At 62.3% G+C, this 14,700-nt stretch carries 13 protein-coding genes; 2 read left to right on the top strand and 11 right to left on the bottom strand.

From position 1 onward, the window contains the following. Window positions 1-254: 254 nt before the first annotated feature. From ASD63_RS26920 to cysG, 5 genes are all read right to left on the bottom strand, one after another. Entirely contained in the window at window positions 255-1,067 is an 813-nt protein-coding gene (locus ASD63_RS26920) for a ferredoxin--NADP reductase (RefSeq protein ID WP_034795721.1), read from the bottom strand. A 147-nt stretch (window positions 1,068-1,214) separates the two neighbouring features. Continuing rightward, on the bottom strand, window positions 1,215-1,715 hold the full coding sequence (locus ASD63_RS26915; RefSeq protein WP_034795725.1) for a DUF934 domain-containing protein: 501 nt from the start codon (window positions 1,713-1,715) through the stop codon (window positions 1,215-1,217). Window positions 1,716-1,732: 17 nt separating this feature from the next. Beyond that, entirely contained in the window at window positions 1,733-3,403 is a 1,671-nt protein-coding gene (locus ASD63_RS26910; RefSeq protein WP_034795728.1) for a nitrite/sulfite reductase, read from the bottom strand. Window positions 3,404-3,417: 14 nt separating this feature from the next. Further along, a complete protein-coding gene (locus ASD63_RS26905) occupies window positions 3,418-3,732 on the bottom strand; it encodes a DUF2849 domain-containing protein (protein ID WP_034795732.1) in 315 nt (104 codons plus the stop codon). A 10-nt stretch (window positions 3,733-3,742) separates the two neighbouring features. Further along, window positions 3,743-5,203 (bottom strand): siroheme synthase CysG, encoded by a 1,461-nt coding sequence (gene cysG, locus ASD63_RS26900; RefSeq protein ID WP_034795735.1) that lies wholly within the window; start codon window positions 5,201-5,203, stop codon window positions 3,743-3,745. 230 nt (window positions 5,204-5,433) lie between these two features. Between cysG and ASD63_RS26895 the strand changes: the two genes are divergently transcribed. Beyond that, complete coding sequence (locus ASD63_RS26895) at window positions 5,434-6,021, top strand: nucleoside deaminase (RefSeq protein WP_034795738.1); 588 nt, start codon at window positions 5,434-5,436, stop codon at window positions 6,019-6,021. A 5-nt stretch (window positions 6,022-6,026) separates the two neighbouring features. After that, complete coding sequence (gene mazG / locus ASD63_RS26890; RefSeq protein WP_034795753.1) at window positions 6,027-6,860, top strand: nucleoside triphosphate pyrophosphohydrolase; 834 nt, start codon at window positions 6,027-6,029, stop codon at window positions 6,858-6,860. An 89-nt stretch (window positions 6,861-6,949) separates the two neighbouring features. On the opposite strand, the gene hflX is transcribed toward mazG, so the two are convergent. The 6 genes from hflX to ASD63_RS26860 form a co-directional block, all read right to left on the bottom strand. After that, window positions 6,950-8,275, bottom strand: coding sequence for a GTPase HflX (gene hflX, locus ASD63_RS26885; protein ID WP_034796024.1), 1,326 nt, complete (start codon window positions 8,273-8,275; stop codon window positions 6,950-6,952). Window positions 8,276-8,353: 78 nt separating this feature from the next. Further along, the gene (hfq, locus tag ASD63_RS26880; protein ID WP_003535434.1) at window positions 8,354-8,596 is read right to left on the bottom strand and encodes an RNA chaperone Hfq; all 243 of its coding nucleotides are present in this window, start codon (window positions 8,594-8,596) and stop codon (window positions 8,354-8,356) included. 109 nt (window positions 8,597-8,705) lie between these two features. Then, window positions 8,706-9,569: a D-amino-acid transaminase gene (locus ASD63_RS26875; RefSeq protein WP_034795762.1), complete on the bottom strand. Its 864-nt coding sequence runs from the start codon at window positions 9,567-9,569 to the stop codon at window positions 8,706-8,708. Between the two features lie 10 nt (window positions 9,570-9,579). After that, window positions 9,580-10,956 carry a Trk system potassium transporter TrkA gene (gene trkA, locus ASD63_RS26870; RefSeq protein WP_034795767.1) on the bottom strand — a complete coding sequence of 459 codons (1,377 nt, stop codon included), beginning with the start codon at window positions 10,954-10,956 and terminating at the stop codon, window positions 9,580-9,582. A 48-nt stretch (window positions 10,957-11,004) separates the two neighbouring features. Then, window positions 11,005-12,369, bottom strand: a complete 1,365-nt coding sequence (ntrX, locus tag ASD63_RS26865) for a two-component system response regulator NtrX (RefSeq protein ID WP_034795770.1) — start codon at window positions 12,367-12,369, stop codon at window positions 11,005-11,007. Next, the gene (locus ASD63_RS26860; RefSeq protein WP_034795774.1) at window positions 12,359-14,629 is read right to left on the bottom strand and encodes a PAS domain-containing sensor histidine kinase; all 2,271 of its coding nucleotides are present in this window, start codon (window positions 14,627-14,629) and stop codon (window positions 12,359-12,361) included. The genes ntrX and ASD63_RS26860 overlap by 11 nt, the downstream gene beginning before the upstream one ends. Window positions 14,630-14,700 lie beyond the last annotated feature (71 nt).

The following is a 14,700-nucleotide window of genomic DNA, read 5'->3' as shown; positions in this document are numbered from 1 at the left end:
CACTCCCAGAAATGGCCCACGAGGCTCATATCAGGACGGCGCGGGCTTGGTTCGTCGTGCGCTTATTTTCGCATGTCTGCGTGCGCACGCTATGAAGATTTGCAGGAGCACGATAGCCGCTCGGACCGCAGGGCGGTACGCAGAATGGGCAAGGCGGAACTACCGCCGACGCATAGCTCGATGGCATTTCGCCTTAAACGACGCGGGGCGCACCCTTGGCGCGCCCCTCTAACGATAAACTGCACAAAAAAGGGTCAGCCGACGAAGGCGCGTTCGATCACGAATTCGGCCGGCTTGTTGTTGGCACCTTCGGTGAGACCAGCGGCCTCGAGGATTTCCTTGGTGTCCTTCAGCATCGCGGTCGAGCCGCAGATCATGCCGCGATCGACAGCCGGATCGAGCGGCGGCAGACCGAGATCGGAGAAGAACTTGCCGTTTACCATCAGGTCGGTAATGCGGCCCTTGAACGGGAAGTCTTCGCGGGTCACCGTCGCGTAGTGGCGCAGCTTGTCGCCGACAATCTCGTTCAGGAACTCATGGTTCCGGATTTCCTCGACCAGATCGAAGCCGTATTTCAGTTCGGCAACATCGCGGCAGGTATGGGTGAGGATCACTTCCTCGAATTTTTCATAGGTCTCGGGATCGCGGATCAGGCTTGCAAAGGGCGCAATGCCGGTGCCGGTCGAGAACATGTAGAGACGGCGCCCGGGAACGAGCGCGTCGAGCACCAGCGTACCGGTCGGCTTCTTGCGCATCAGCACCTTGTCGCCCGGCTTGATCCCCTGCAGGTGCGAGGTCAGCGGGCCATCCGGCACCTTGATCGAGAAGAACTCGAGTTCTTCGTCCCAGGCGGGGCTAGCGATCGAATAGGCGCGATAGACCGGCTTGTCGCCGACCATTAGGCCGATCATCGCGAATTCGCCCGAGCGGAAGCGGAATTCGGCAGGGCGGGTCATGCGGAAGCGGAAGAGCCGATCCGTATAGTGTTCAACGCTGGTCACCGTCTCGACGTAGACGCCTGCCGGTGCCTGGATCGCGAAATCTTCCGTTTTTGCCGGAGCATTCATCTTAGCTACAAGTCCTGTAAATGATGACCCTGTCTATCAACAATAAGCCGATATTCCAAGCTGCGCCTTGTTGAAAGGAAATCTCTTCCAAATATAGTCGCTTTTGGGGATTTCGGCGTGCTTCACACTGTCGCGGCCAACCCTACCCTATGACACCCGGCGCCAGCTATAGGATTTAGCATCGGTCGAGGGCTTGGCGGTCGGCTGGTAGTGCACAGCAATGCCCGGCAGGCGTCCTTCGGACAAACGCTTCAGCGCCGTCGCATTGCTGACAGCGAAGCTTTCGACGCCACAGCGCAGCATCAGCGGGATCTGGTCGATCAGCACGTCGCCGACCGCCCTCACCTCGCCGGTAAAGCCAAGGCGCGCGCGCAGCAGCGACGCATGGCTGAAGGCGCGGCCGTCATTGAACGCCGGGAACGCGACGGCGACCAGCGCAAGGCGATCAAGGTGCGGTGCGAGCTTCGTCACGTCGTCTGCCGGCGCGATGACCACGCCAAGACCGGTTTCGTCGCTGTCTGCAACCTTGGCCAGGAATGCGTCGAGACCGACGATCGCCTTCTCGTTCGAGCCTGCCTTGGTTTCCTCCGTCTCGATGACCCAGGGATCATCGCCCACGAAACCGGTTTCCTTCCAGATTTTCGTCATTTCCGTTCCTCAGCGCCTCAGGCAGCTTCCTGCGCGCTGCCGTAGAGCGCATCCTTGAAGGGTTGTGGGCCGACGCGGCGATAGGCTTCGAGGAAGGTCTCTTGACCGTCGCGGCGCAGTCCCAAGTAGGTGTCGACGATGGTCTCGACGGCGTCGGTCACCTTCTCCGGTTCGAAGCCGCGGCCGATGATCTCGCCAATCGAGGTGTTTTCGTCGCCGGAGCCACCAAGCGTAATCTGATAGAGTTCCGCACCCTTCTTTTCAACGCCAAGCAGCCCGATATGGCCGACATGGTGATGACCGCAGGCATTGATGCAGCCGGAGATCTTGATCTTCAACTCACCGATCTCGGCCTGACGCTCGGGCGAACCGAAGCGGGTCGAAATTTCCTGCGCCACGGGGATGGAGCGCGCATTGGCAAGCGCGCAGTAGTCCAGCCCAGGACAGGCGATGATATCCGTGATCAGGCCGGCATTGGCAGTGGCAAGACCTGAGGCGACCAGCGCGCGGTAGACCGGCTCGAGATCGGCCAGCGCCACATGCGGCAGGATCAGGTTCTGTTCGTGGCTGACTCGGATTTCGTCGAAGGCGTATTCCTCGGCGATATCGGCAACGGCATCCATCTGCGCGTCGCTGGCGTCGCCCGGAATGCCGCCGATCGGCTTCAGCGAGATCGTCACCATGCCGTAGTCCGGGTGCTTGTGCGGCTGCACATTCTGCTGCACCCAACGGGCAAACTCGGGATCGGTCTTCTTCCAGCGCGCGAGGCTCTCCCAGCCTTCAGCACGGTTTTCGAGGGCCGGTGGTGCGAAATAGGTGGAGATCGCCTGGATGTCGGTCTCCGGCAGCTTCAGCTCGGTGTCCTTGAGGGCCGCGAACTCGACTTCGACCTGACGCGACAATTCTTCGGCGCCGGTCTCGTGTACGAGGATCTTGATGCGGGCCTTGTACTTGTTGTCGCGGCGGCCGTGCAGGTTGTACACGCGCATGATCGCCGTCGTGTAGGACAACAGGTCCTCCTCCGGCAGGAAGTCGCGGATCTTCTTGGCGATCATCGGCGTGCGGCCCTGACCACCGCCGACATAGACGGCAAAGCCGATGCGGCCGTTTTCGTCCTTCTTCAGGTGCAGACCGATATCATGGACCTGGATTGCGGCGCGGTCGCGCTCAGCGCCAGTGACGGCGATCTTGAACTTGCGCGGCAGGAACGAGAATTCCGGATGTACGCTCGACCACTGTCTCAAGATCTCGGCGTAAGGCCTTGGGTCTGCGACCTCATCGGCGGCCGCGCCGGCAAAGTGATCGGCGGTCACATTGCGAATGCAGTTGCCCGAGGTCTGGAGCGCATGCATCTCGACGCTTGCGAGCTCTTGCAAGATATCCGGCGTGTCGGACAGACGCGGCCAGTTGTACTGGATGTTCTGGCGCGTGGTGAAGTGGCCGTAGCCGCGGTCATATTTGCGCGCGATATGGGCGAGCATGCGCATCTGGCGGCTCGACAGCGTGCCATAGGGAATGGCGACGCGCAGCATATAGGCGTGAAGCTGCAGGTAGACGCCGTTCATCAGGCGCAGCGGCTTGAAGGCGTCTTCGGCAAGCTCGCCACTCAGTCGCCGCTCGACCTGATCGCGGAACTGTTCGACGCGGGAGGAAACGAAGGCGTGGTCGAATTCATCGTAACGGTACATCGGGTATCGGTTCCTCAGGCAGCGTGTTTCGGGCCGGAAAGGCCATTGTAGCCGGCAGCGTAGGGGATCGAGGGGCCTTCAGCGCGGATGCGCTCGCGCATGCGCAGCGGGCGAAGTGTGCCGTTGATCTCTTCGACGTCGACGACGTTGGCATCGACGACCTTGTTGTCATCGAACGCCTGCTTACCGGTGGCTTCGAGCGCCGTCACGGCCTCGGCATGGCGAGCGATGAAGGCATCCTGAAGCTGCTCGACCCAGTTGCCCGCGGCATCCAGCCAGACGGAAATGCCGTCCGAAAGTCGATTTGCCGTCAAAACCTTACTCACCATGACCTCTTCCTCAGTTCAAAATCTGTTCGTCGCGCCCGAAAGCGGCTTCAATGTTTTTCTTCTCGCCACGTGCCTTGCCTGCGACAAGCGGTTCGGACCGCTCGAAATTGGCGCCGGCGACGGCATCGCCGATGATGACCATGACCGGACCTGCAAGCTCGCTGCGGTTTTCGAGATCCGGAAGGTCCTTCAGCGTGCCGTGCAGCAGGCGGCGATCGGCGCGGCTGGCATTCTCGATGACGGCAACCGTCGTTTCCGGCGGAAGACCTGCCTGCATCAGACGACCGGCGACCGACGCCGCAACAGTGCGCCCCATGTAGACGGCGATCGTTGCGCCCGAGACGGCAAGCCGCGCCCAATCGGGCAGGACTTCGCCGGTCAGATCGTGGCCGGTCGTGAAGACCAGCGAGGAGGCAACACCGCGAAGCGTCAGCGGCAGTTCAAAATCGGCCGCCGCGGCGAAGGCCGAAGTGATACCCGGGACGATCTCATAGCTGATACCGGCTTCGCGCATCGCCGCCATCTCTTCGCCGGCGCGGCCATAAACCAAAGGATCTCCGGACTTCAGACGGACGACGCGCTTGCCTTCGGCAGCCAGCGTCACCAGCAGCTGGTTGATCTCGTCTTGGGACTTGGTGTGGCAGCCCTTGCGCTTGCCGACCGACAGGCGCTCGGCGTCACGACGACCCATATCAACGATCGTCTGCGGCACCAGCGCATCATAAACGATCGCATCGGCTTCCATCATCACGCGCTGGGCGCGGAGCGTCAGCAGGTCTTCAGCGCCTGGACCGGCACCGACGAGCCAGACATGGCCCCTCGCCTTCTCGGGCGCATCGAGCAGACGCGAAGCCTCACGGCGGGCAGCAGCCAGATCGCCGCCGGCGACCTTGTCTGCCACCGGCCCCTGGAAAAACCGGCGCCAGAACATGCGGCGGGCAACGCCGCGCGGCACCAGGCGATCGACGGCCTCGCGATAGCTCGCGGCAAGCGAAGCAACGACGCCGAGCGAGGGGGACAGCAGCTGATCTATCTGCGCACGGATCATCTGCGCCAGAACGGGTCCTGCCCCTTCGGTCCCGATGGCGACTGCAACGGGGGCACGGTTCACGAGCGCCGGCGTGAAGAAGTCGCAGAAGTCGGGCTGGTCGACGGCATTTGCCGGGATCTTGCGTTCACGCGCTGCAAGGACGATGCGCTGATCCTCGACGGCATTGCCGGTGGCGGCAAAAACGAGAATAGCGCCGTCGAGCTGCTCGGGTGCGAAGGCGGCCGCGACATGTTCGATCCCACGGTCACGAAGGTATTGTGCGAACTCCGCTTCCGGCGCGTCGGCGAAGACGACGATCGACGCTTCGGTGTTCAGCAGCAGCCGCACCTTGGCAAAGGCTTCGTCGCCATTGCCGAAAACCGCCACGCGCTTTTGCGCGACGCGAAAGAATGCGGGGAAAACGGCGAGCTGCTGCGACATGGTCTGGCGGTCGTTCCTTCTACAGGCTGCGGCGAATATCCCTTATGGCGCACGACAATTGAAGGAACAGAAATTTCAATGCCTTTCCAGGCACGTATTGTTTTGCTCGGCGGTGCACCATTTTGAGCAAATATCTCCGAGCCTGTTCAATCGCCGACCTTGGCGCGGCCATTGCGCCGCATGGGTAACCTCCGTTAAATGCCGTCAACGACCTGCCGGAGGCCCAAGACATGACAAAACCCGAACTCGCCGAACGGCTTTTGACCGTCATCGAGCAGGATATCCTGCCGCTTACCGAAAAGGGTGTTGCCGCCGGCAACAAGGTCTTCGGCGCAGCGATCCTGCGCAAGTCCGATCTGTCGCTGGTGCTTGCCGAAACCAACAACGAGACGGAAAATCCGCTCTGGCACGGCGAAGTGCACACGCTGAAGCGTTTCTACGAGATGGCGGAGAAACCGGACACGCGCGACCTCATCTTCCTCTCGACGCACGAGCCCTGCTCCATGTGCCTTTCTGCCATCACCTGGGCCGGCTTCGACAATTTCTACTATTTCTTCAGCCACGAGGATTCGCGCGACGCGTTCGCGATCCCGCACGACCTCAAAATTCTGAAGGAGGTCTTCCGGCTGGAACCGGGTGGCTACGCGCAAGACAACGCCTTCTGGCACTCGGCCTCGATTGCTGCACTCTCGAAAGACGCCGATGCCGAAACCCGCGATCGGCTTTCCGCCCAGGATGCCCGCATCCGCGCCCGCTACCAGAGCCTTTCCGACAGCTACCAGTCGGGTAAGGACGACAACGCCATTCCGCTGAACTGAGATCCATGGAACCTTCACGCGACATAACGCGCCTGCTCGACATCATGGCGGCGCTCCGCCAGCCCGAGACCGGCTGCCCCTGGGACATCGTCCAGACCTTCGAGACCATCAAGCCCTATACGATCGAAGAGGCCTATGAGGTTGCCGACGCCATTGAGCGCGGTGACATGCACGACCTCTGCGACGAGCTCGGCGACCTGCTGCTGCAGGTGGTCTTCCACGCCCGTATGGCCGAAGAGGCCGGCGACTTCGCTTTCGGCGACGTCGTTGAGGCGGTGACCCGCAAGATGATCCGCCGGCACCCGCATGTCTTTGCCCGCTCCGACGCCGATACGCCCGAGGCGGTGAAGCTGCAATGGGATGAGATCAAGCAGGCCGAAAAGGCCGAGCGGCAAGAAAAGCGCGCCAAGCGCGGCCTCGCGCCTGATGCAGCCGCAAACCATTTGGGCTCGGTGCAGCGCTCATTTCCGGCGCTCGTAGAAGCCCTGAAGCTGCAGGAGCGCGCCGCAAAAGTCGGCTTCGACTGGTCGGAGCCGGAACCGATCCTCGACAAGATCGAGGAGGAAATCGGCGAGTTGCGCCAGGCTCTGCGAGAAAAGGACCGCGCCAAAGTCAGCGACGAACTGGGCGACCTGATCTTTGCCGTGGTGAACATCGGGCGCCATGTCGGCACCGATCCGGAGATGGCGCTTCGCGGCACCAACACCAAATTCCGCCGCCGCTTCGCCCATATCGAGCGGGAACTCGGCGCGGCCGGCGAGACGCTGGATGAGGCAACGCTGGAGCGGATGGAAGAGCTCTGGCAGGCAGCCAAGGCGATCGAGCGACAGCTGGGCTAGAACGAGCGGGACGCGTGCCCGCCATACGTCCCCTTTCCCAAAGCTGAGGCCGACAGCCCGCTAGCCGCCGACCCCTGGAAAGCTACGGCTTACCAGTCTTCCTCGACGGGCTTCGGCCCGTTTCCAAGGCGACGCTCCAGCTCGGAGGCCTCGTTCTCGGTCAACCTGAGATCAAGGCTCACACGCCCGTCTTCCAGGTCTTCGCGACCGTCGACGATCGCGTGCTGGTAGACCCAGGGCAGAAGCTGCAGCTGATCGATGCCGAGAACGACAGTGCATTCCGTCAGGACGCCGGAAAGACGACGGCCGATTTCGCCGAGCAGTTCGTCGACGCCGTCACCGGTGATCGCGGAAACGGCAACCGTGTTGTTGGACGTCGCCGCTTTGCCGCGCAATGCCTCGCGTGATTCGTCATCCAACCGGTCGATCTTGTTCCAGACCTCGATCAGGCGCTCGGAGGCTTCCTTCTCGTCGATGCCGAGATCGGACAGGATTCTGAGAACGTCGCTTGCTTGTGCCTGGTTGTCCGGGTCCGAGAGGTCGCGGACATGCAGGATCAGATCCGCCTCCAGCACCTCTTCCAGCGTCGCGCGAAACGCGGCTACGAGATGGGTCGGCAGGTCGGAAATGAAGCCGACAGTGTCGGAGAGGATGACCATCCGGCCATGCGGCAGCTTCAGCCGCCGAAGCGTCGGGTCGAGCGTCGCAAACAGCATATCCTCGGCCAGAACGCCTGCCCCGGTCATGCGGTTGAACAGCGTCGACTTGCCGGCATTGGTGTAGCCGACGAGGGCGACGATCGGGTGCGGTACCTTCTTGCGCTTAGAGCGATGCAACTGCCGTGTGCGGCGCACCTGCTCCAACTCGCGCTCGAGCTTGACGATGCGATCCTGCAGCAAGCGCCGGTCCGCTTCGATCTGGGTTTCACCCGGACCGCCCATGAAGCCGCCACCGCCGCGCTGGCGCTCAAGGTGGGTCCAGCTTCGGACCAGGCGGCCCTTCTGATAGTTGAGATGCGCGAGATCGACCTGCAGCGTGCCTTCCTTGGTGGAGGCGCGGCGGCCGAAGATTTCGAGAATGAGGCCCGTACGGTCAATGACCTTGGCGTTCCATTCCTTCTCGAGATTGCGCTGTTGCACCGGCGTCAGCGGATGGTCGACGATGACAAGACCGGCATCGAGCTCGACGAGGATGTGGCCAATCTCTTCGATCTTGCCGGTACCAAGCAAGGTGCCCGGCTTCGGCTGCGCCACCGGAACGATGGCGCCATGCACGACCTCAAGATCGATCGCCATGGCGAGACCGGTCGCCTCTTCGAGGCGACTTTCGTCCGAGCGCGTCGTGGTGGTCGAGAGCATATCTGCGGACTGCCGTCCGGTCTTTTTCAAGACTGGAACGATGACGACCGCGCGCATGTCGTCGCGGAGCTTCTCGAGCTCCGGAATGATCGACGACAATTTTGAATCACGTTTGGTAATGTGCCTAACGTCCCGTCAGGATGCGGCTTCTTCGTTCTCGAACATCTGCAGCGGCTGGCCGGGCATGATGGTCGAGATCGCGTGCTTGTAGACCAGTTGCGAGTGGCCGTCGCGACGCAGCAGGACGCAGAAGTTGTCGAACGAGGTCACAACGCCGGTAAGCTTGACGCCGTTGATGAGAAAAATTGTCAAGGAAATCTTTTGCTTGCGGACCGTATTGAGAAAGAGATCCTGCAAGTTTTGAGAACGTTCCGCCATCGCGCCGCTTCTTTCTTATTTGCCGGCGTTTTGCGCCGGTGCATTTTTGTCAAATTCAGCAATCAGAGGCGCCACAAGTACCTTCCCCGACACCTCTTCAGAGTTGGTATCAAATCAATGTCTTTTCCGCAACGCCGAAAAAGGCTTCGCGAATATTCTGTGCTATGCTTCCTGGATGGCCGTTGCCGATCGGCTTGCCGTCGATCGAAACGACCGGAAAACAGATGCTGGTGGCGGCCGTAATAAAGACTTCGCGCGCCGCGAGCATCTCATCGACCGAGAACGCCCTCTCCTCGATTTTAAGCCCAAGCGGCACCGCCACATCCATCAAGGTGGTGCGGGTGATTCCCTTGAGGATGCCGTGTTCTGCCGGTCGTGTGCGCAGGTTTCCGTCGCGGTCGACAATCCAGACATTGGTCGCTGCGCCTTCCTTCACCGTGCCGTCAGCATCGACGAAGATCGCCTCCTGTGCGCCTTCCTCCTTGGCTTTCTGGCGCGCCAGCACGTTGGGCAGAAGCCCGACCGACTTGATATCGACACGATCCCAACGGTTTTCCGGCACCGTGATCGCCGCAATGCCATGGGTCGCCTTCCTGGCAATGGCTGCAGCGTCGGTGCGCTTCGCCGTCACCACGATCGACGGGCGTGTTTCCGCTACGGGAAAGACGTGATCGCGGCGCGCCACGCCGCGCGTGACCTGCATGTAGAACAGGCCGTTTCTCACCCGGTTGCGCCGGATGACTTCGCGGATCACGTGGACGAGCGCGGCCCTTGTCATCGGCCAGTCGATGCGCAGTCCGCTGAGCGAGCGGCCGAGGCGATCGAGATGACGGGTGAGATCGACGATATAGCCGTGACGGACCTCGCAGACCTCGTAGACCCCGTCGGCGAACTGATAACCGCGGTCCTCGATATGGACGCCGGCGTCCGCGTGCGGCACGTAGGCGCCGTTGACATAGGCAATTCGGGACATCGTCTCGACCTTAGAAATACTGGATGCTGACGCGGAACAGTTGCTCGACATGGCGCACCGCATCGGCGGTGGCGAAGAGCACGACGCGGTCCTTCGCCTTGATCCGGGTGGCGCCATCGGGGCGGATGAACGTCTTGTCGCGATAGAGCGCGCCGATGCGGATTCCGTCGGGAAGTTCGAGGTCGCGCAGGGCCTTGCCGACGAGCGGGGACGTTTCCAGAGCCTCGGCCTCGATCACCTCGGCCATGCCCTTTTGCACCGCATAGACCGAGCGGATGCGGCCCTTGCGGACATGCTGCAGCACGCGCGAAATGGTCACCGCGCGCGGGTTCACATAGGCGTCGACGCCGGCAGTCGCGGCAAAATCCTGGTAGGACGGTTCGTTGATGAGGACGAGTGTGGACTTTGCACCCAGGTGTTTCGCCATCATGCTGCCGAGGATGTTGATCTGGTCGTTGTTCGTGAGCGCCACGACGAGATCGGCGTCCTGGACATCGGCCTGCGCGAGGATCCGCTGGTCCATGGCCGACCCGTTGAGGACAACCGTGCTGCTCAGCTTGTCGGCCATCATCACCGCGCGGTCGCGATCGCTCTCGATCAGCTTCACCCGCGTGCGCGGCTGGTGTTCCTCGATCGTCTTGGCGACGAAATAGCCGACATTGCCGCCGCCGAAAATGATGATGCGCCGCGCCTCCTGCTCTTCGTGGCCGAAGAGCGTCAGCGTGCGCCGCGCATGATCCCGATCGCAAACGACATAGGCGATATCGCCCGCCTGCAACTGGTCGTCGGAATGGGGCACGATCACCTTGCCGTTGCGGAAAATGCCGGTGACGGTCGCAAGCAGGTCAGGAAACAGTTCGCTCAACTGTTGCAGCGGCGTGCCGACGACGGGACAGTCTTCCAGGCACTCGAAGGCGACCATGGCGATGCGGTCATCGGCGAAACGCACAACGTCGATCGCGCCGGGAAAGGAAATGCGCCGCAGCACGAGCCGCCCGACCTCAACTTCGGGCGAGATGGTGACGTCGATCGGCACGTTCTCGCGCGAAAACAGGTTCGCATACTCAGGCGCGAGATAGCTCTGCGCCCGAATGCGCGCAACCTTCGTCGGCACGTTGAAGATCGCGTGCGCCACTTCACAGGCGACGATGTTGACTTCGTCGGACAGCGTGACCGCAATCAGCATGTCGGCCTGGTCAGCACCCGCCTTGGCGAGCACATCCGGATGCGCGCCATGGCCGACGTAACCGCGCACGTCGAGGCTCTCGGTGATGTTGGCGATCAGCGCCGCCGACGTATCGATCACCGAAACGTCGTTGTCTTCCTGCGCCAGTCGCTCGGCAATGCCGTAACCGACCTGCCCCGCGCCACAAATGACTACCTTCATGTCGTTCTTTCACATGCGAGCGCGGGCGGGTTGGCCGGAAATTCCGGTTCAGACGCCCAGCGACTTCAGCTTCCGATGCAGCGCCGACCGCTCCATACCGACAAACTCCGCCGTGCGCGAAATATTGCCGCCGAATCGGTTGATCTGCGCGATCAGATAATCACGTTCGAACATTTCGCGAGCCTCGCGCAACGGCAAGGTCATGATGTGCTGGTCGCCCTGGGCCGAAATCTTCGGCAGGGTGTCACCCACTTCGGTCGGCAGCATGTCGGCCGAGATCGGCGTATCCGGACCGTCGCTGCGGGCAAGGATCATCAGCCGCTCGATGTTGTTGCGAAGCTGGCGGATGTTGCCCGGCCAGTCATGCGCCTGCAGCACCGCCAGCGCGTCGTCGCCGATCTTGCGCGGACGGATGCCCGCCTGCTCGCTGACCTGGCGCATGAACATGTCGACGAGGAACGGAATGTCTTCGCGCCGCTCGGCGAGTGCCGGAACACGAACCGGAATGACCGCCAGCCGGTGGAACAGGTCTTCGCGGAACAGGCCCTCGGAGATCATGTTTTCGAGATTGTAGGCCGTCGACGAGATGATCCGGACGTCGACCTTCACGCGTTTGGTGCCGCCGACACGCTCGAACTGCTGGTCGACGAGCACGCGCAGGATCTTGTTCTGCGTCTCGCGCGGCATTTCGCCGATCTCGTCGAGATAAAGGATGCCGCCATGGGCTTCCTCGAGCGCGCCCGTGCGGCGCGGCTGGCCCGGCGTGCCCTCGGTCCCGAAGAGCGCGATTTCCATTCGGTCCGGCGTGATCGCCGCTGCGTTCAGCGCCACGAAGGGGCCCGTCGATCGCGTCGACTTGCGGTGGATCATACGCGCGACCAGTTCCTTACCGGAACCAGAGGGCCCCTGGATCATGATGCGGCTGTTGGTCGGCGCGACCTTTTCGACCGTCTGGCGAAGCTGCGAGACGGCAACGGACGTGCCGATCAGCTCGACCGGATCGCCGGACTTCTTCTTCAGCTCCGAGACTTCGCGCCTGAGCTTGGAATTTTCCAGCGCCCGTTCGGCGATCAGGATCAGACGGTCAGCCTTGAAGGGCTTCTCGATGAAATCATAGGCGCCGCGCTTGATGGCGTTGACCGCGGTCTCGATGTTGCCGTGACCGGAAATCATGACAACCGGAAGATCCGGGTGCCGCCCCTTGATCTCGTCGAGCAGCGCCAGGCCGTCGAGGCGGCTTCCCTGCATCCAGATGTCGAGGAAGACCAGCCGCGGCACGCGATCGCTGATCGCCGCCAGCGCGCTGTCGCTGTCGAAGGCGGTGCGCGTTTCGTGCCCCTCGTCGGACAGGATACCCGACACGATCTCGCGGATATCTTCCTCATCGTCCACAACCAGAATATCAGCGGCCATCGCTCGCACCCTTATCCTTCAAACTCTCTTCGCCCCCGGTTTCTCCGGCAGGCGGCAGGATCACGCGGATCATCGCCCCGACACCGCCGTCGTATTCGGCAGGCGCGTCGTGCAATTCCAATTGTCCGCCATGGTCCTCAATGATCTTCTTGACGATGGCGAGACCCAGGCCCGTGCCCTTCTCGCGCATCGTCATGTATGGCTCCAGAATACGGTGCCGGTTTTCCGTGGGCAGACCCTTGCCGTTGTCGATGATGTCGACGACAAACTGGCCGGTCGCCGCATCGGTTCGCGCACGCGCCACGACGACAGGCTGGCCGCGGACCGCATCTGCCGGCACCGCCTCGATGGATTCCACGGCATTCTTGACGATGTTGCCGAAGGCCTGACCGAGCATGCGCCCGTCGAACGAGCCCTCAAGCGGCTCCTCGCCGAGATCGCGCACGAAGTTGATGTGGTTGTTGCCCATTTCGCGCAGGAACACTGCATCCTTCAGGATCGCGCGAAGATCCGCCCGTTCCTTTGTCGGCTTCGGCATGCGCGCGAAGGCCGAGAACTCGTCCACCATGCGTCCGATGTCTTCCACCTGGCGCACAATGGTGTCCGTGCACTGGTCGAAAACGGCTTTGTCGTCCTGATTGATCTGTTTGCCGTAGCGCCGCTTCAGGCGCTCGGCGGAAAGCTGGATCGGCGTCAGCGGGTTCTTGATCTCGTGGGCGATGCGGCGCGCCACGTCCGCCCAGGCGGTCGAGCGCTGGGCGATGACGAGATCGGTGATGTCGTCGATGGTGATGACGTAGGATTCGTTCGCCTCGCCGCCCTCTTCGCGCGTCACCTGAACGTTCAGCGTGCGCTCGGTTCCGCCGCGCATAACGTTGATCTGCTTGCGGTAATCGTTGCGATGGCGCCCTTCGGCCTCGACCAGGACCTCCTCGATCTCGGGCGCGATCTGCCTGAGATCGGCACCGAGAAGATCCGGCGCGGCCTTCTTCAGGAAATCTTCGGACGACGGATTGGCAATGGTGATCTGGCGGTCACGACCGACACCGATGACAGCCGCGGTCACGCCCGACAGAACCGCCTCGATGAAGCGGCGGCGGTGGTCGACTTCGTCCTTGGCCTCCAGGATCTGCTCCTGCTGGCTGCGGATCTCAGAAACCATCTTGTTGAAGGTTCGTGACAGATTACCGACGTCGCCATCGACGGCGCGCACCGGCACGACGACATCGAGATTACCGGAAGCGACGCTGTCGGCGGCACCGATCAGCTGGCGGATGGGCCGGACAATCCGGTCAGCGACGGCGATCGCGGTCCAGATCGCGGCCAGCAGTACGATGAGGGCAAAGCCGAGATAGAGGACGCCGAAGGCGATCTGGGTGAAGGTTCGCCCGGCCTCGAGCATCTTGTACTCGGCGGTGTTCTCCTCCATCAGCCGGAGCGAGCGCATCACCTCCGGATCGACGTTGCGAACCGTGTAGAGGAAGGTGCCCGGGATGTCGTCAAGCGGGATGACTGCGCCGACAAGGTTGGTGATCCCTGGCGGGATCAGGGTCGGCTGGCCGGAGACGGAACTCTTCAACGCATCCGGCGGGATCGCCGGCAGCGGCCGATCGGTCGAGATGTTGGCCTGCACGATGGGGCTGCCGTCGGCACGCACAAGAAAGGCGCCAAGCATGCCGCGTCCGCGCGCCTGGCGGGTCATCAGCTCGGCAAAGCCCGTACGGTCGAGGCTGTAGAGCTGACGGTTGCGCTCGAGGTCGTTCGCCATCGAGACGGTCTGGCCCTGGAGATAGCTGGCATTCTCGAGCACGTAGGCCTGCGCCACGTTGATCGAGGAGCGGACGATCGCCTGGGTTCGGAGCGAGAACCAGCGGTCAAGGCCGACATCGAGCGTGATGCTGGCAAAGATCGCGACGAGAACCGCCGGCGTGATCGCCACGATCGAAAACAGCGCGACGATGCGCACGTGCAGTCGGGCTGCGGCACGGCCTTTGTGGCGGGCGCGCAGCAGACGCAGGATTTCACGGGCGATCAGATAGATGAGGCCGACGACGAAGAGGCTGTTGATCGCCGCACAGGCGATGACGATATTTCGTTCGAGCTTGATTGGCGTCAGGCCGAGAAGCACGAGCAGGGAGACGGTCGCACAGATCAGCGCGCCGGTTGCCAACATCAGGCCCGGCAGGGCAAAGGAGCCACGGCGATCCTGCGCCGCCAGTCCCTCATCTGTGCCCAGCGGCAAGGCCATTGCGTCCACCATGAAAAGCGTTCCCCCAACCGTCGCCGGCCGGCGACGGCATCTCTTGCTTGCATTCTCGGGTCAAAGGTTGA

Source organism: Ensifer sp. Root558, assembly GCF_001427045.1.
Lineage (GTDB): Bacteria > Pseudomonadota > Alphaproteobacteria > Rhizobiales > Rhizobiaceae > Ensifer > Ensifer adhaerens.
Note: the sequence above shows the minus strand (reverse complement) of the source record. Positions and strands in the feature narration are given on the sequence as shown.